General features: G+C 68.7%; 15 protein-coding genes and 1 pseudogene. 3 read left to right on the top strand and 13 right to left on the bottom strand.

Annotation, left to right across the window (positions count from 1 at the left end; all coding sequences use genetic code 11):
• Nucleotides 1-80: 80 nt before the first annotated feature.
• Nucleotides 81-2,024 (bottom strand): asparagine synthase (glutamine-hydrolyzing), encoded by a 1,944-nt coding sequence (gene asnB / locus APZ21_RS11435; RefSeq protein ID WP_054813257.1) that lies wholly within the window; start codon nt 2,022-2,024, stop codon nt 81-83.
• A 657-nt stretch (nt 2,025-2,681) separates the two neighbouring features.
• On the opposite strand from asnB, the gene ctaC reads away from it, so the two are divergent.
• Together ctaC and APZ21_RS11425 are read left to right on the top strand one after the other, a co-directional pair.
• The gene (gene ctaC / locus APZ21_RS11430) at nt 2,682-3,707 is read left to right on the top strand and encodes an aa3-type cytochrome oxidase subunit II (protein WP_054813256.1); all 1,026 of its coding nucleotides are present in this window, start codon (nt 2,682-2,684) and stop codon (nt 3,705-3,707) included.
• A gap of 14 nt (nt 3,708-3,721) precedes the next feature.
• Complete coding sequence (locus APZ21_RS11425; RefSeq protein WP_054813255.1) at nt 3,722-4,138, top strand: cytochrome c oxidase subunit 4; 417 nt, start codon at nt 3,722-3,724, stop codon at nt 4,136-4,138.
• A 76-nt stretch (nt 4,139-4,214) separates the two neighbouring features.
• Here APZ21_RS11425 and APZ21_RS11420 read toward each other — a convergent pair whose 3' ends face one another.
• Both APZ21_RS11420 and APZ21_RS11415 read right to left on the bottom strand, forming a co-directional pair.
• Complete coding sequence (locus APZ21_RS11420; protein ID WP_054813254.1) at nt 4,215-4,958, bottom strand: SDR family NAD(P)-dependent oxidoreductase; 744 nt, start codon at nt 4,956-4,958, stop codon at nt 4,215-4,217.
• 140 nt (nt 4,959-5,098) lie between these two features.
• The gene (locus tag APZ21_RS11415; RefSeq protein ID WP_054813253.1) at nt 5,099-6,376 is read right to left on the bottom strand and encodes an FAD-binding oxidoreductase; all 1,278 of its coding nucleotides are present in this window, start codon (nt 6,374-6,376) and stop codon (nt 5,099-5,101) included.
• Between the two features lie 153 nt (nt 6,377-6,529).
• Between APZ21_RS11415 and APZ21_RS33920 the strand changes: the two are divergent.
• Nucleotides 6,530-6,634: pseudogene (locus APZ21_RS33920) on the top strand (FAD-dependent oxidoreductase); the annotation flags it as partial.
• Between the two features lie 7 nt (nt 6,635-6,641).
• Here APZ21_RS33920 and APZ21_RS11410 read toward each other — a convergent pair.
• The 10 genes from APZ21_RS11410 to APZ21_RS11365 form a co-directional block, all read right to left on the bottom strand.
• Nucleotides 6,642-8,027 carry an ABC1 kinase family protein gene (locus APZ21_RS11410; protein ID WP_063125199.1) on the bottom strand — a complete coding sequence of 462 codons (1,386 nt, stop codon included), beginning with the start codon at nt 8,025-8,027 and terminating at the stop codon, nt 6,642-6,644.
• Between the two features lie 99 nt (nt 8,028-8,126).
• Nucleotides 8,127-9,002, bottom strand: a complete 876-nt coding sequence (locus APZ21_RS11405) for a hypothetical protein (RefSeq protein WP_156370989.1) — start codon at nt 9,000-9,002, stop codon at nt 8,127-8,129.
• A 146-nt stretch (nt 9,003-9,148) separates the two neighbouring features.
• A complete protein-coding gene (locus APZ21_RS11400) occupies nt 9,149-9,919 on the bottom strand; it encodes a sporulation protein (RefSeq protein ID WP_054813251.1) in 771 nt (256 codons plus the stop codon).
• A 136-nt stretch (nt 9,920-10,055) separates the two neighbouring features.
• Entirely contained in the window at nt 10,056-10,781 is a 726-nt protein-coding gene (locus APZ21_RS11395) for a lysophospholipid acyltransferase family protein (RefSeq protein WP_054813250.1), read from the bottom strand.
• Between the two features lie 204 nt (nt 10,782-10,985).
• Nucleotides 10,986-11,987 carry an ROK family glucokinase gene (locus APZ21_RS11390; RefSeq protein ID WP_054813249.1) on the bottom strand — a complete coding sequence of 334 codons (1,002 nt, stop codon included), beginning with the start codon at nt 11,985-11,987 and terminating at the stop codon, nt 10,986-10,988.
• Nucleotides 11,984-12,388 (bottom strand): hypothetical protein, encoded by a 405-nt coding sequence (locus tag APZ21_RS11385; RefSeq protein WP_054813287.1) that lies wholly within the window; start codon nt 12,386-12,388, stop codon nt 11,984-11,986. The genes APZ21_RS11390 and APZ21_RS11385 overlap by 4 nt, the downstream gene beginning before the upstream one ends.
• Nucleotides 12,385-13,614 carry an ArsA family ATPase gene (locus tag APZ21_RS11380; RefSeq protein WP_082393020.1) on the bottom strand — a complete coding sequence of 410 codons (1,230 nt, stop codon included), beginning with the start codon at nt 13,612-13,614 and terminating at the stop codon, nt 12,385-12,387. The genes APZ21_RS11385 and APZ21_RS11380 overlap by 4 nt, the downstream gene beginning before the upstream one ends.
• Nucleotides 13,615-13,637: 23 nt before the next feature.
• The gene (locus tag APZ21_RS11375; protein WP_054813285.1) at nt 13,638-14,075 is read right to left on the bottom strand and encodes an SRPBCC family protein; all 438 of its coding nucleotides are present in this window, start codon (nt 14,073-14,075) and stop codon (nt 13,638-13,640) included.
• 88 nt (nt 14,076-14,163) lie between these two features.
• Nucleotides 14,164-14,547 carry a hypothetical protein gene (locus tag APZ21_RS11370; RefSeq protein WP_054813248.1) on the bottom strand — a complete coding sequence of 128 codons (384 nt, stop codon included), beginning with the start codon at nt 14,545-14,547 and terminating at the stop codon, nt 14,164-14,166.
• Between the two features lie 44 nt (nt 14,548-14,591).
• Nucleotides 14,592-15,719 (bottom strand): glycosyltransferase family 4 protein, encoded by a 1,128-nt coding sequence (locus APZ21_RS11365; protein WP_054813247.1) that lies wholly within the window; start codon nt 15,717-15,719, stop codon nt 14,592-14,594.
• Nucleotides 15,720-15,838 lie beyond the last annotated feature (119 nt).

The raw sequence follows: 15,838 nt of genomic DNA, 5'->3' as shown, positions 1-15,838 counted from the left end.
CGCGCGGCGCCGACCCCCGAACCGGATGACGCGGCCCCCGGAACCACGGTTCCGGGGGCCGCGTCCGTACGGCGAGCGGATTACAGCGACACCGGGTAAACCGGCTCCTGGATCTCCGGCTTGATGCGCTCCTCGACGAAGATGCCGTGCCACACCATGAACACCAACAGCGTCCACAGTCGCCTGCTGTGATCCGAGCGGCCCGCGCGGTGGTCGTCGAGCATGGTCTTGATCACCGTCTTGTCCAGCAGGTGATCGGTCTGCGAATCGGCGATCTGCGCCTGTGCCCAGTCGAACAGTTCGGCGCCGCGCAGCCAGTGCCGCAGCGGCACCGGGAAACCCAGTTTGGCGCGGTGCAGCACGTGGGCGGGCACGATGCCCTCCAGCGCCTGGCGCAGCGCGAACTTGGTGGTCTCCTTGGTGATCTTGCTGTCGTAGGGCAGGCCCTCGGCGACCTTCAGGACCTCCGGGTCCAGGAACGGCACCCGCAGCTCCAGCGAATTGGCCATCGTCATCTTGTCGGCCTTCACCAGGATGTCCCCGCGCAGCCAGGTGAACAGATCCAGATGCTGCATCCGCGCCACCGGATCCCAACCCGCGGACTCGGCGTAGATCGGCGCGGTCACGTCGCGATGAGTCCATTCGGGCCGGAACTCGCGCAGCACGGCGCGCAACTGGGCGTCGCTGAAGCTGCGGGCGTTGCCGTAGTAGCGCTCCTCGAGGGTGAGCGAACCGCGGTGCAGCAGGCTCTTGCCCCGCGTGCCGTCCGCGATCCGGTCCGAGAGCCGTCCCGCGAGCCTGCGCAGCCCCCTGGGCAGGTATTCGAAGGGCTTGAGCGACAGCGGCTCCCGGTAGATGGTGTAGCCGCCGAACAACTCGTCGGCGCCCTCGCCCGACAGCACGACCTTGACGTGCTTACGGGCCTCCTTCGCGACGAAATACAGCGGGACCAGGGCCGGATCGGCCACCGGATCATCGAGGTACCAGACGATCTCAGGAATGGCCGCCGCGAATTCGGCCGGCGAGACCACCTTGACGATATGGCGCGCGCCGATGGCCTCGGCGCTCTCGGCCGCCACATCGACCTCCGAATAGCCCTCGCGTTCGAAACCGGTGGTGAAGGTGATGAGCTTCGGATTGTGCCGCATGGCCAGCGCCGCCACCGCGGTGGAATCGATACCGCCGGACAGGAACGAACCGACGGTGACATCGGCGCGCATATGCTTGGCGACCGAATCCTCGAGCGCCGCGGCGATCTCCCGATAGCGCTCCTGCTCGGCGCCCGCCGCAAAGGACCGCGCCCGGAAGTCGGGACGAAAATAGCGGGTGACCACCGGCTCCGCGCCCGCCCGCACGGTGGCGTATGTCCCCGACTCCAGCCGCCTGACGCCCGCGTGCAGTGTCTCTGGCTCCGGCACGTACTGCAAAACCGTGTAGTGCTCGAGCGCGCGCGGATCGAGTTCGTCGCCCAGCCGCAGAGCGGGCAGGAGATCCAGTAGCGACTTCTTCTCGCTGCCGAAGGCGGTGCCGCCGGGGCCGGTGGCGAGGAACATCGGCTTGATGCCGAACGGATCGCGCGCGAGGAACAGCTCCCGGGTCTCGGTGTCCCAGATGGCGAACGCGAACATGCCGCGCAGTTTCCGCACGGCCTCGGGACCCCAGTAGTGGAAGGCCGCCACGATGGCCTCGGAGTCGCCCTCGGTGGCGAAGATCCCGCCGTCGGGGAATTCCGCGCCGTGCGCCTCGGCGAGCTCGGCGCGCAATTCCAGGTAGTTGTAGATCTCGCCGTTGAAAGTCAGCGCGTAGCGCTGCGGATTGTCCGCCGGTCCCCAGCGCAGCGGCTGGTGCGAATGTTCGATGTCGATGATCGACAGCCGGTTGAAGCCGAAAATCATATGGGCGTCGTGCCAGGTGCCGCGTTCGTCCGGTCCGCGGTGGCGCATGCAGTGCAGGGCGTCGTAGACCTGGTCCACCACATCGGATGTCGCCGCGTCAGCTGTCAGGAATCCGAGCAGTCCGCACACGGTGTCGGCAACCTCCTGTGTCTATGGCCGCGCCTTCGGCGCGGCGGGTTCGCGGCCCTTTGTGTCTCGCGCCCGAGCGGCCGATACTCGCGACTTCGTCGCATTGTATGGCTGTGTCTCTGGCCGTGCCTCCGGCACGGCGGGGTTCGCGGCCCCTTATGTCCCGCGTCCGAGCGGCCGATACTCGCGCCTGCGGCGCATTGTCTCGACCGCTCGGACGCGAGACGGCCGCGAACTGTGTCTCTGGCCGTGCCTTCGGCACGGCGGGGTTCGCGGCCCTTGGGGTCTCGCGTCCGAGCGGTCGATGCGGGGGTGTTCGGGGGAATCCGGGTGCTGTCGACAGGGTTTCCAGGGGTTTTGCCCGGTGGTCGTTCCTCGGTCGCGGGGTGGGGGTTCGCCGGCGGAGTGTCGAATCCGACCCGACGACATACGGTGCGCCGGTTTGGTCTACGCTGCGTAGTACTCAGGTCGTTCTCAGGCGGCGTGCGCGCATCGCGCCGCGGCCGGTGGGCGACCGGAACGTGCTTGGAACGTGTCGCCGGGAAGATCGCATCCGGTGGCGCATATGTCGGAATGTGTGGCGACCAGGAAGGCGTGAGCGTGGCGCACAAGGCGAGCGAAGAGATCGGGGCGCGACCTGTCCCGGGTCGGGGCCGCATGCTTCGGCGGGCCGGGCTGGCGGTGTCCCTCGGGATCACCGCGCTGCTCGTCTCGGGCTGCTCGATCGACAATCCGTGGCTGCGGTTCGGCTGGCCGTCAGGAGTCACCCCGCAGGCCACCCGCATGCGGGAACTGTGGACCTGGTCGATCGTCGCCGCGCTGGTGATGGGCGTGCTGGTGTGGGGCCTGACCTTCTGGACGGTCACCTTCCACCGCAAGAAGAAGGACTCCCCGGAGTTCCCGCGCCAGACCGGCTACAACGTGCCGCTGGAGCTGACCTACACCGCCATCCCGTTCGTCATCATCGCGGTGCTGTTCTACTTCACCGTCGTCGTGCAGAACTTTGTGAACGAGAAGGTGGCCGATCCCGACGTCACCGTCGACGTGACCGCCTTCCAGTGGAACTGGAAGTTCGGTTACCGCGAGGTCGACTTCAAGGACGGCTACAAGTTCGCCGGCATCGACACCGTGCGCGAGGATCAGGCCAAGGCCCAGCTCGCGGAGTACGCCGAACTCACCAAGGACGGGCATCCCCAGCCGGGTCCGGTCCATGGCAAGCCCGCCAACGACATCCTGTCCTACCTGCACTACGACACGGTCGAGACCGTGGGCACCTCCAGCGAGATCCCGGTACTGGTGCTGCCCACCGGCAAGGTCATCGAATTCCAGCTCGCCGCCATGGACGTCGTCCACGCCTTCTGGGTGCCGGAGTTCCTGTTCAAGCGCGACGTGATGCCGAACCCGGCGGAGAACCACTCCGACAACGTCTTCCAGATCACCAAGATCGAGCGTGAGGGCGCGTTCGTCGGTCGCTGCGCCGAAATGTGCGGCACGTTCCACTCGATGATGAACTTCGAGGTCCGCGCGGTGTCGCCGGAGAAGTTCACCAAGTACATCGACGGCCGCAAGTCGGGTATGACCAATGCCGAGGCCCTCGAGTCCATCGGTGAGTCCCCGGTCGCCACCTCGACCCGGCCCTTCAACACCGATCGCACCACCAAGACCGCGGCCGAGGCAAAGTAAGGGACTGATCTGATATGAGGATCGAAGCGCGGATTTTCGAGCTGCTCACGGTGTTCTTCGTCATCGTGGCGGTCGTGTACGGATTCTTCACCGGCCAGTCGCGCACCGGCGTCGAATGGGCGGGCACCACGGCCATCGTGCTGACGGCCGGACTGTCGCTGATCATCGGCACCTACTTCAGGTTCGTCGCGCGTCGCCTCGACCTGCGTCCCGAGGACTACGAGGACGCCGAGATCGTGGACGGCGCGGGCGACCTGGGCTTCTTCTCGCCCGGCAGCTTCTGGCCCATCCTGCTCGCGGGTGCGGGCTCGATCACCGCGCTGGGTCTGGCCTTCTTCCAGTTCTGGCTGATCGGCATCGGCGTGGTGTGCGTCCTGTCCGCGGCCGCCGGTCTGGTCTTCGAGTACTACCTCGGCCCCGAGAAGCACTGACGGCGACAGGTACGAACGACGACGCCCCATCGGGACCATTCCCGGTGGGGCGCTTCCGTGTTCGCGAAGCGCGGGTTCAGCCGCCGTGCGGTGATATTCCGCCCGGACCGCGCGGAGCGCGCGACCGCCGGGACGCGGACGGGCGGTGTCGCTCACGGATGGCTGTTTCCACCCCGTGCGCGGCGATCGTGGCGCGCTCGTTCGATGCCGGGGCCGTATCTACCGCGCACACACGGATGCCTTGCTGCGCCAACTCGGCATCGGCGCAATGGCCGAAGGTCGACCATGCGGCCGTCGCCCCCGCGAAACATGTCTCGGCGAGCGGTCGCGGACCCACATTGACCACCAGACCCGAGCGTGCGAGCCGCAGGGCCGGAACGAGTCCGAGCGTCAGGCGCAACGGACCGAAGTAGTTGGCGGCCATACTGCGCTGATAGTCGCGGAAGCGATCCGGTGACGGCGCGACCGCGCGCAGCGTGGCGTCGGCATTGTTGACCAGCACGTCCACCGCGCCGAATTCGCCGCGCACCCACTCCACCAGCTGATCGATATCGCCGAGCGCCGACAGGTCGCAGCGGCGCTCGCGAGCGAGGCCGCCCGAGGCGGTGATCCGCTCGCGCACCTCGGCCAGGCGGTCGGCGTGCCGGTCCACCAACACCAGACGCATTCCGCGCCCGGCCAATCGGGTCGCGGTGGCGCGGCCGATGTCGGAACATGCCTCGGTGACCAGCACGCACAGACCGGCGGGACAGGTAGCCGCGGGATCGCGGCGGCGCAGGCGATCGGTGAGACGCCCGGGGGCGGCGCGGAATTCGAGCATTGTCGACAGCAACCTTCACGTGGATGAACGCTGATCACATGCATCGACACCCCGGGCGACGGTGTCGTCCCGCGGCCGCCGAACCGGCAGCGTCCCGGGTCGGGAGCTATCGCTGGGCGACTATTGCGGTGCGGCAGAGTCTAATCGGCCGAGTCGTAGCGCAGGGCGTGTTCGGAGAGGCAGATGTCGTCGATGCCCGCGACGATGTCGCGCAGCAGTTCCGAGGGCAGCGCCGAGGGCCGCAGGCGGCAGGTGAAGGTGATGAGGCCGTGATCCTCGACCGGCAGGTTGCGCGCCTCGGATTCGGCGCGCAGATACGCCGAGCGCACGCCGTAGGTCATGGCGGAGATGACGGTGAAACAACCGCTGCGCTCGCGGTGTCCGGCGAACAGGTCGTGCAGGCGGTAGAACACCGAACTGTAGCTCGACAGCGACGCGAAGATGCCGACACGGTAGGCGGGACCGCGCTCGGAGGAGCTGATGACGGTGTCGGCGAGATATTCCGCGTCGCGCAGGGTCAGCACCTTGGGGGCGAACATGAGCGCGCCCGCCGCGGCGTTGCGCACCGGCATACCGGCGCGCCCGCCCGCGGCCGAGGCGATGGCGCCCAACGACTTCCGGGTGCGCGTGCCGACCTCGCGCCGCGCCCGCAGTGACCGGGTGGGTGTGGTGGGGTAGAGGCTCGACCATTGGCCGAAGCGGACCGTGCCGAGCTGTACGTGGCCGGTGCCGACCGGACGCGACACCTTCAGCGGCGCGGTGTCGACCCAGCGACCCACCTGGAGCACGGCGTTGCCCGGTCGCACGATCTCGGCGTGCGCGTGCTCGACGAAGGAGTCGAAGTCGAGGAAGCGATCGGCGTCGGTGGTGAGCCAGGTGTGGTCCTTGTCGATATCGATCGCGTCGAGGGTGAGCGCGGTGATGATGCCCGCGCGTCCGCCCGCGCCGAGGATACGGTGGAACCGGTCGGTGTGGTGGCTGCGGCCGCAGGTGCCGATGCGCCCGTCAGGGTCCACGTATTCCAGATCCACGATCTGGTCGGTGAACAGGCCGTAGCGGTGCGAGGCGCTGCTCACGCCGCCGACCGAGGCGAATCCGCCTGCGGTGATGTCGCGGTGGTCGCCGACGATGGGCAAGCCGAGTCCGTGCGCGCCGAGACGGCGGTCGATATCGGAGAGCTTGGCGCCCGCCTGCACCCGGACGGTGCGGCGGCCCAGGTTGATGTCGAGCACCGAGTTCATCCGCCGCAGCGAGACGACGGCGCGCTGATCGGGCAGCGCGAGCCCTTCGTCGAGCGGCTCGCCGCCGCGCACCATGAGGCGCTCGGCGCGTCCTCGTGAATCCCGCACCGTGCGAACGACATCCGCGGTGTCACGCGGGAGGAATTCTGCGGAGGAGACAGTGTGCGGCGTGCTCATGTCACGAAAGCTAACCACAGCCGCGCCCGCCACGCGCACCCGAAGTCAGGGAGACTTGAAACGCCTCCCGCACACCGACTCCGACCTGCGGTGATCGGGTTCGCCGCGGGCGCCGTGGCCGGTTTCCGCGAACCCACGTGTGCGTATCGCGCGGGCGTCCACTGGGCGGGAACCGAAACCGCGGATTTCTGGACCGGCTACATGGACGGCGCGATCCGCAGCGGTGAGCGCGCGGCCGCGGAGGTCCTCGCCGCCTGAACGACGCTCAAGGACGGTGGATTCGAACGTTCTCGAGGATTTCGACCACCTCCGGGAACCAGCGTCCGAACTCCTCGGCCAGCGGCAGCGTGGTGCGCAACTGACCGAGCAGACCGAGTCCGGCCACGGCCGTGCGCGCGACCGTGGTGTGCGGTGAGGGCATGGTCATCTGACGGACCACGTTGGTCACGCGCAATTCGGTCAGTGTCGTCAGATGGGTGCGCAACCACCGCGGGTCCAGGTCGATGGTCGGCGCGATCACCGCGTCGCGTACGGGGGCCAGTTGCGCGGCCGCGGTGTCGATATCGATCGCGCGATCCGGTGCGATGTAGCCGTTGCGCCGAATCGCCGCCTCGAGCGCGCGGGGTTCGCACGAGAGCAGGGCGGGCGCGATGTCATTGACCATGTCAAGGAAGCCCGACGGCCAGGGCGCGCACGCGCCGAAATCCACCACGCCGAGACGCCCGTCGGGCATGACCCGGAAATTTCCGGGATGCGGGTCGCCGTAGAGCAGGCCGGCTCGGGTCGGTCCTGAGAACAGGAACCGCAGGATCAGCAGCCCGATCCGATCGCGTTCCAACGGGTCGCCGCGCACGATGACCCGCGACAGCGACACGCCTTCGAGCCATTCGGTGATCAGCACATCGGGGTATTGCGCGACCACCCTCGGCACCACGAAATCCGGGTCGTCGGCATATGCCTCGGCGAAGCGCGACTGGTGGCGCGCTTCCAGCGCGTAGTCGAGTTCCTCGCGGATATAGGCGCACAGCGCGTCGATCACCGACCGGGCGTCCGCGCCCGGCAGCAGCGCGTTGAACAGGGGACTCAGCCTGCGCAGGGTGTGCAGGTCGTCGTCGATCGCCTCGCGCGCACCGGGATACATGACCTTGACCGCCACCGGACGTCCGTCGTGCCAGACCGCTCGGTGCACCTGCCCCACCGAGGCCGCGGCCGGACCGCGGTCGTCGAACTCCCGGAAGCGCGCGCGCCAGTCCGGTCCGATCTGGTCGGCGAGGACCGCGTGCACGCCCGCGGGCAGCATGGCGGGTGCCGAATCCTGGAGTTTGCCGAGCGCTTCGCGGTACGGTGCGGCCACCTCGGCGGGCAGCACGAATTCATAGACCGCCAGCACCTGCCCGAGTTTGGCGATGCAGCCCTTCAATTCGCCGAGTACCGCGAACATGTGCTGCGCGGTCCTGGCGCGGATCTCGCGATCGACTTCGGCGGCGGACCGGCCGAGCGCGCGCTTGCCGACACCGGCGACCCGGCGGCCCGCGAAGGCGACCGGCACCGCGGCCAATTTGGCGCCGCGCACCATGCGTCCGGTGGGCGGCGCGCCCGCCGGACGACGCGGCAGCTGGAAGATTCGACCACCGGTGTCGCGGCGGACCATACTCACCTCACCTCGCGCCGACTCGACGCGGCCTCGTCGGCGGCTCGGCGTCCGTGCCCGCCCCACGCTATCAATGTCGTCGCCCCGTACCCTCCCCGGTCAGGACCGCAATCCGTCGAGTGCCGCGAGGAATTCCGCGGTCGGATGGATGCACAGTTGATCGGCGTCGTAACCGATGGCGGCGGCCCGCTCGATGGCGCCGTCGCGCCACCAGTAGACGTCCTGGCTCACCGGCCACGGGCGCTGCGTGTATTCCAGGGCAGCCAGTTGGGCCAGCAGCGTGGTGGCGCGAACTACTCGGGCATCGGTGACCGGATAGGCGTAGATGTGGCGCTGGGAGGGCACGACGAAGACCGTGCCCGCCGTGCCGGCCACCGGATAGTCCTCGCCGAGCCACCTGGCGTGCGCGGTGATGTAGTCCGACAGGCCGCACAGCATGGTGATGTCGACCCGCTCGGCGTGCGGACTCTCGAAGCCGTGGGTGACCACGTCGAGTGCCCCGTCGCCGCGGGTGTTGGCCTCGGCCAGCGCGAACAGCTCCGCCGTGCCGAGCGGCCACCGGCTCGCCATCGCGCGGGTGACGGGCGCCATCGTGTGCACGCGGTCGATGAGCACCCGCTGCACGAGTCCGGGCGCGATCTCGCGACGCACCACGTCGGGTCCGCCCGCGTCGGCCGAATACAGCCGCGTGCGGATGAGGGTGCGCATCATGGTGAAATCATCGGTGTCGAGGGCGTCGGGGTCGACGTCGAGTTCCACCAGGCCGGTGCTGAGATAGTCCGCGACCAGGGCGGGCCACTGCTCGCGCGGCTCGCCCGCGGCCATTCTGCGCAGATTCGCGAGTTCGACGAGGATCTGTCCGCTCGGGCCGGACAGGACCACGTCGTCGTCGGCCGCGACCCGGCAGGTGTATCCCAGCTGGTGCGCGGCCGCGACCGCCAGCGACATGAGTGGATCGGGCGATGCTTCGGACACGACGGCCCCCTCGCTCGTAACGCGGGACATCGGGCGCCACGCGCGCGCCGACGCCCGCGAAGTCAGGACCCGGAAATGGCTTCTCAGTGATTGTGCACCGAGGGTCCGGGTCACGGTTGGATTACGGTCGGATCAATCGGGATCGTTCAGTGGCGCGATGACATACCGACCAATCGGTTATGCAACTCCGCGGTCCAGTCCCGGTGGCCGAGTTCGGCGAAGTCGACCCACAGTGACTCGAAGACATCGCTGCCCTCGGAGAACCAGGTCCCGCGCTTGTCGCCCTCGAGCACCACGCTCATCCCGTGCTCGGTGGCGACGAAGGTGACCTCGAGCTGATTCAACTGCGGGTAGTGGTGCGAGCGGCCGAATTCGATCTCCTGATAGAACGGCAGCCGCTGCGGGCTGCCGGAGATGTGGCCCGCCTCGACATCGGCGCTGTGCAGCGGGAATCCCAGACGCTCCAGCGCTTCCAGCAGCACGTGCTGGGCGGGCAGCGCGCCGACGCCGATGGGGTCGGTGTCGGCGGCGTCCACGGCCCCCTGAATCTCGACCACAGTGCGCACGGCGACCGTCGTGCCCGGCAGATGTCTGCCGTTGTAGAAGGTAATGGGCGTCTCCATCGGCGCACGCGCGGCGAAGCGGAACTCCATCGGCGCGCCCGCGGGCAGATGCAGCGGGCCGTGCACGTCGGTCCACCCGAAGCCCATGTCACGCACCTCCTCGTGATCGTCGTACTCCCGCTCGACGCGGGTCACGAACTCCACCGCGATACGCGAGATCTCCTGCGCCACAGTGCCGCCCCGCAGCCGGATCACACCCTCGACGATGCCGCCCGGCTGCACGCCCGGGGTGAACAGCTCCGTTTCGACCTCGGCGCCGCCGACTCCCGCGGCAACCAACAATTTCCTGAACATGTTCGGAAGTCTCGCTGCCGCACCATAAAAGTGTCTTGTCGTTTGCTTGGCCTGTGACCGAGCTCATCGGTGTCCGGCAAACGAAAAGTCCCGCACCCTGTTCGGATGCGGGACCCTCGCGGAGATCCGGGCGGGACTAGCCCGCGGCGGATTCGGGGATGCGGGTTGCCTCGGGGGCGCTGCCCGATGGCACGCCCTTCTTCAGGCTGTGGGCGTAGACGTCGACGTATTCCTGGCCGCCGAGCTGCATGAGCTCGTACATGACCTCGTCGGTGACCGATCGCTCGACGAAGCGGTTGCCGCCCATGCCGTCGTAGCGGGAGAAATCGATGGGGGCGCCGAACTTCACGATGACCTTGCGACGGCGCCAGCGGAACGGTCCGGGCGGGGAGACCTCGTCGGTGCCGATGACGGCGACCGGAATGACCGGGACGCCGGTCTCGAGGGCGAGGCGGGCCATGCCTGTCTTGCCCTTGTAGAGGCGGCCGTCGGGGGAGCGGGTGCCCTCCGGGTAGAGACCGACCAGCCTGCCCTGGTCGAGCAGGCGGCGCGCGGCGTTGAGCGCGTCCTCGGCGGCGTCGGCGCCCGTGCGGTCGATCGGGTACTGGCCGGTGGTGGTGAAGAACCACTTCTGGAAACGGCCCTTGAGACCCGGGGTGTTGAAGTACTCCGCCTTGGCCAGGTAGTTGATCCGGCGCGGGCTCAGCAGCGGGGCGAAGAGCCAGTCGGCGAAGGAAAGGTGATTACCCGCCATGATGGCGGGTCCGTCGGCGGGGATATTCTCCACGCCTTCGACCGTCGGCCGGTTGTAGAGATGCATCAACGGTCCCAGCAGCACGTATTTCAGTAGCCAGTAGAACATGACGTCCTTCCCCCGGGACCGGGATAGAAGTGGGCAACCTGCGTTGTTGCCGACTTTACCGCTGGTCGGAGATCACATCCAATCCCAGCGGGGTATCTCGCCACAATGCGGCGAGCCGTAACGTCCGGGATACGTGTCAGGGCACTTGACGGACACCGTGTTTCGAACATATGTCCGTTTCCGTATTTTTTCTGTCCGCACATGTCAATGGGCGGTGCGCGCCACCCGATCCGGTTCCGCGAGTACCGCGCGCGCGAGTTCGGCCGCACCGATCATGCCCGCCGCCTCACCGAGTTGGGTGGTGCGAATGCGCGCCAGCGGACGGTGGCCCGCGCCGGTGACCGCGCGGGCGTACTCCTCGCGCGCCTCATCGAGGAACAGCGGCGCCGAACTGCTCACCCCGCCCGCGATCACCACCAGATCGGGATCGAAGATGTCGCTGACGAAGGCCAGTCCGAGGCCGAGCCAGCGGGCGAAATCCGTCATCGCGCGCATCGCCACGGGATCGCCGTCCTGCGCCGCTCCCGCCACCCGACGACCGGTGAGCGAACCCGGATCGCGCGCCACCTCCCGAGCCAGTACGGTCGAGGGCGCGGGATCGGTGGCGAGCAGTTCGATCGCGGTCTCGGCCAGTGCGGTACCGCTGCAATAGCGTTCCCAGCAGCCGCGTTTGCCGCACGGACACGACCGGCCCTGCGGCACCACCTGGAGGTGGCCCAGTTCGGGTGCGACGCCGTGACTTCCGCGATAGAGCCTGCCGTCGATGAGCAGCGCCGCGCCGATGCCGGTGCCGATCGCGACCAGCACCACATTGTGGCCACCCGCCGCCGCCCCGAACCGGTACTCCGCCCAGGCCGCGGCGTTGGCGTCGTGTTCGAGAATGACCGGCAGTTCGAGGCGTCGGGTCAGGCGCGCCGCGACCGGGGTGTCCTGCCAGGGCAGATGCGGGGCGAAACGCACGGTCGAACGGTCGGCGTTGATGAATCCGGCCACCGCGAGTCCGACCGCGCCGATCCGGTGGCGCGGCAGCAGTTCGCGCACCGCCCGTTCCAGCGCGTCCTCGAGCGCGCGCGCCGAATGCGGGGTCGGGGCCTGCACGGTGTCGAGCACGTCGCCGTCGCCGTCCACCACCGAGGCGCGGATATTGGTGCCGCCGACATCGATACCGACGGTCAGCGGGCGGGAGGCTGGTATCCGGTCGGTCATCCCTTGATCGTCACCGGAATGCCGACATATGCCGCACGAGGACGACCCCCCGCCGCGGCGGCGCGCGGTCGGCGCGAATGTCGTTGTGCCTCACCGGATTCGGCATCGTCATCGGGTAGGACCGGTTCGACGGGCACACCCGCGAGCGCCTCGCGCAACACCGTGACGATCGCGGTGCCGTGATCGGCGATGGCCGCCATCACCTCGTGATGCTCCCCGCGCACCAGCGCCGCCGCCGCGCACACCGGACACCAGCTGCAACTCGACCACTCCGTACCGCCCTCCGCGGCATGGCGCAGCACCGGCTCGACCCGCTCCAACACGGTCTCGGCCAGCAGCTTCAACTCCTCGGCGAATTCGGCCAAGCCGTTGGGGTCGCCGCCCGCGCGCGGGCCCGTCATCGAGGCCACATCTGCGGATCAGGGCGGAAACGCACGACCAGACAGTCGCCGTCGAGCTCGGCGGCCTCGACCGTGCACCGCTGCAATACCGGAGCCAGACGCACCCGGCGCCGCACCCCGTCCGCTCCCACGATCAAATCGTCCTCCACTCGTCCCAGTCGCAGCGTCGCCGAATCGACGACGGGCAAGGGCATGCGCATCGTGTACACCGAATGCAGACCGGTGCCCGATTCCAATCGAACCACCGGTTCACCGGAACTCGCGCGAACCTCAGCCGGATTGTCGCCCAGCATAGAAGGCGCGTCCACCGCGCGGGACAGGGCCGACAGTGGTTCGACACCGACCGGTTCCGTACCGGTGTGCGGGATGAGGACGACCGCCACCCCGTGCGCCCGCGCGCGCAATTCCTCGACCACCTCCACCTGTTCGGCGCGACGGCTCAGATACCAGTGCACCGCCGGATGCTCGGAAGGCCCCGACGGCGGCGGCACCGGCGGCAACACCTTGTTGACGATCACCTCGTCCAGCCGCAGACCCAGCAGCGCCGCCGCCGAACGCACCCGGTCTGCCTCCGCCACCGCGACCCGCTCGGCCACCGTGACCAGCCTGGCCCCGGTGCGGCGATGGTCGGCCAGCAGATCGCGCACCCCGCTCACCGCCGCCACGATCCGGTCAACCGTCGTCGCCAACACCGCGCGCCGCAGATCCGTACCGAGTGCGCTCATTGCCCGCGCGTGCGGCGGCCACACCCGCTCCAGATAACCGAGCATGGTGTCCGGCGCGGTGAGAATGCGCAGCATATCGGCCGTGGGCGGGCAGTCGAGGACGATGACGTCCCATTCGTCCTCCTCGGCGAGCTGGGCCACCTCCACCAGCATGAGCAGTTCCTGCACACCCGGCAGACCCGTCAGCTCCGCGGGATCGAGCGCGGCGATATCGACGCCGTGCTCGTGACCCGATTCCGCGTCGAGCATGCGGACCACCTCGCGGAACCGATCCTCCAGCAGCGCAAGGGAATCCAACTCGATCACATCGAGTCCGGGCAGCACGCGGGCGATCCCGGGCACGGTGCCCGCGTCGTGCGGGAAACGGAAACCGAGCGCGTCGCCGAGCGAATGCGCCTGATCCAGCGACGCGATCAGCACCCGGCGCCGCGCGCGCCGATGCGACATCGCCGCGGCGCACGCCAATGTCGTCTTGCCGACCCCACCTTTGCCGACGAACAGTTCCAGATGGGTCCGTCGCCCGGTCAGCCTTCGACCCGTTTCTTCAGTTCCTTCAGCGCGGTATCGGTGATGACCTTCTCGGCCTTGCGTTTGAACATGCCGATCATCGGGATGTTGAGGTCCACCGTGAGCTCGTAGACGACCTGGGTGGTGCCGTCGGGCCGATCCAGTAGCTCGTAGGTGCCGTCCTGGGCCTTCTGGAGCTCACCGCTCACCAGATGCCAGCTGACGGCCTTACAGTCGGCGCGCCAACTGTAGGACAGCACGTAGGTGTCCTTGACGACACCGGCGTCGAGCACGAAACGGGCCGTCCTGGCCCGGCCACCCACACCGGTCTCCAACACCTCCACCGACTTCGCCGCCGACACCCACTCCGGGTACGACTCCAGATCGGCGATGACGGCCATCACCCGCCGCGAGGGTGCCTCGATGAGGATCGACCTCTGAGTCCGGTCGGCCATGATGGTCAACGGTTCCTTTCCAGCGACGATGCTCGACACGTCGACGGTATGCCGTGGACGGTCGGCGGAATGCGGCGGGTGCGCGAGATCAGGCCGCGGGCGTCACGCCCGCGGGGCGACCGGCCTCCAGCCGCGCCTTGATCCCGAACGACATCTCCCTGCCCGCCACCCGGCGCACCCGATTCGCGGCGAGCAGCCCACGCGGCGACATCCGCTGCGCGCCCTGGGGTTCGGCATGCAGGAAATAGTGCAGGATCACCCCATCCAGGCACGGCTGCAACCACACCTCCATGGTGCCGGACAACGCGCCGCTCACCGACCAGCGAATGCCCTTGTCGCCGCGATCCTCCCGAACCTCGAGGGTGAGATCCGGCCACCACGCGCGCCAATTGTTCGGACCGCCGAGCACTGCGGCGACCGCGGCGCCGTCGGCGGCGACGAAAGTCTCATCCGCGACCTGAATGCTGCTCACATCGGTGAGCGTAATAGATGCGCCCACCCGCGCACCGCCCGCCATCAGCGCAACAGATGCCGCAACCGCGCGCCCAAGGTGTCCCAGCGCCACCGCTGCTCCACCCACGCGCGACCCGCCGCGCCCATGCGCGCCGCCGCGTCCGCGTCCGACAACACATCCACCACCGCCGCCGCGATCGCCGCCGTGTCACGACCGTCCACCACCCGGCCCGTCTCACCCTCGATCACCGTCTCCGGTGCGCCCCCCGACTTGCCCGCGATCACCGGAACACCCGACGCCGACGCCTCCAGGTACACGATGCCGAGACCCTCCACGTCCAGACCCGCGCCCCGAGTACGCGACGGCATGGCGAACACATCGGCGATCGTGTGATGCGCGGCCAACTCCGCCGACGCGACCCGGCCGGTGAACACCACGTCGTCGGCCACACCGGTAGCCGCCGCCAGGGCGCGCAGACGCTCCTCGTAGGGGCCGCTGCCCGCGATCACCAGCACCGCGCCGTCCACCCGGGAGCGGATCTCGCGCATCGCGACGATCAGGGCGTCCTGGCCCTTCCTCGGCACCAGACGCGACAGGCACAAGACCGTCGGCCGCTGCCCGAGGCCGTAGCGGGCGCGCAACTCCGCGCGCGCCGCCGGATCCGGGCGGAAGACCTCGGTGTCGACCCCCGGTGGCAGGTACTCCAACGCCGCGGACGGACCGAACGCGGACGCGAACCTGGCCCGGGTGTACTTGCTGACGTAGGTCACGACATCGGTGTTGTCACCGATCGTGCGCAGCGCCTGACGCGCCCCGGGCAGCATGGACCAGCCGACCTCGTGGCCGTGAGTGCTCGCCAGGATTCGTTGCGCGCCCGCGCGGCGCAGCACGGGCGACATCAGCGCCAACGGCGCGGCCGCGCCGAACCACACGGTGTCGCAGTGTTCGTCGCGGAGCAACCGCGCCGCCCGCCGCAACACCAACGGGGTCGGCAGCATCAAGGTCGTGGGATGGCGAACCACCTGGTACTTCTGCTCGGCGTCGAACTCGAGATGGCTGTCGCCGCGCCAGCGGGGGGCGTAGACGACCAGATCATCGGGGGGGAGTTGCCCCGCCAACGTTTGCAGATAGGACTGGATACCGCCCGGCCGCGGCGGGAAATCATTGGTAACCAGCAGAGTTCGGGCCATGTACTCAAACCTACTGTGTCTATGGCGGCGCCTTCGGCGCCGCGGGTTCGCGGCCCCTTATGTCTCGCGTCCGAGCGGTCGATACTTGCTCCTTCGTCGCATCGTCTCGACCGCTCGGG

The organism is Nocardia arizonensis (genome assembly GCF_001310275.1).
GTDB lineage: Bacteria > Actinomycetota > Actinomycetes > Mycobacteriales > Mycobacteriaceae > Nocardia > Nocardia arizonensis.
This window is presented reverse-complemented; position numbering and strand designations above follow the sequence as displayed.

Bases quoted from the DNA above. Each gene is read 5' to 3' on its own strand.
- ctaC (WP_054813256.1), top strand. From the start codon at position 2,682: ATGCTTCGGCGGGCCGGGCTGGCGGTGTCCCTCGGGATCACCGCGCTG.
- APZ21_RS11425 (WP_054813255.1), top strand. From the start codon at position 3,722: ATGAGGATCGAAGCGCGGATTTTCGAGCTGCTCACGGTGTTCTTCGTC.
- APZ21_RS11420 (WP_054813254.1), bottom strand. From the start codon at position 4,958: ATGCTCGAATTCCGCGCCGCCCCCGGGCGTCTCACCGATCGCCTGCGC.
- APZ21_RS11415 (WP_054813253.1), bottom strand. From the start codon at position 6,376: ATGAGCACGCCGCACACTGTCTCCTCCGCAGAATTCCTCCCGCGTGAC.
- APZ21_RS11410 (WP_063125199.1), bottom strand. From the start codon at position 8,027: ATGGTCCGCCGCGACACCGGTGGTCGAATCTTCCAGCTGCCGCGTCGT.
- APZ21_RS11400 (WP_054813251.1), bottom strand. From the start codon at position 9,919: ATGTTCAGGAAATTGTTGGTTGCCGCGGGAGTCGGCGGCGCCGAGGTC.
- APZ21_RS11395 (WP_054813250.1), bottom strand. From the start codon at position 10,781: ATGTTCTACTGGCTACTGAAATACGTGCTGCTGGGACCGTTGATGCAT.
- APZ21_RS11390 (WP_054813249.1), bottom strand. From the start codon at position 11,987: ATGACCGACCGGATACCAGCCTCCCGCCCGCTGACCGTCGGTATCGAT.
- APZ21_RS11385 (WP_054813287.1), bottom strand. From the start codon at position 12,388: ATGACGGGCCCGCGCGCGGGCGGCGACCCCAACGGCTTGGCCGAATTC.
- APZ21_RS11375 (WP_054813285.1), bottom strand. From the start codon at position 14,075: ATGGCCGACCGGACTCAGAGGTCGATCCTCATCGAGGCACCCTCGCGG.
- APZ21_RS11365 (WP_054813247.1), bottom strand. From the start codon at position 15,719: ATGGCCCGAACTCTGCTGGTTACCAATGATTTCCCGCCGCGGCCGGGC.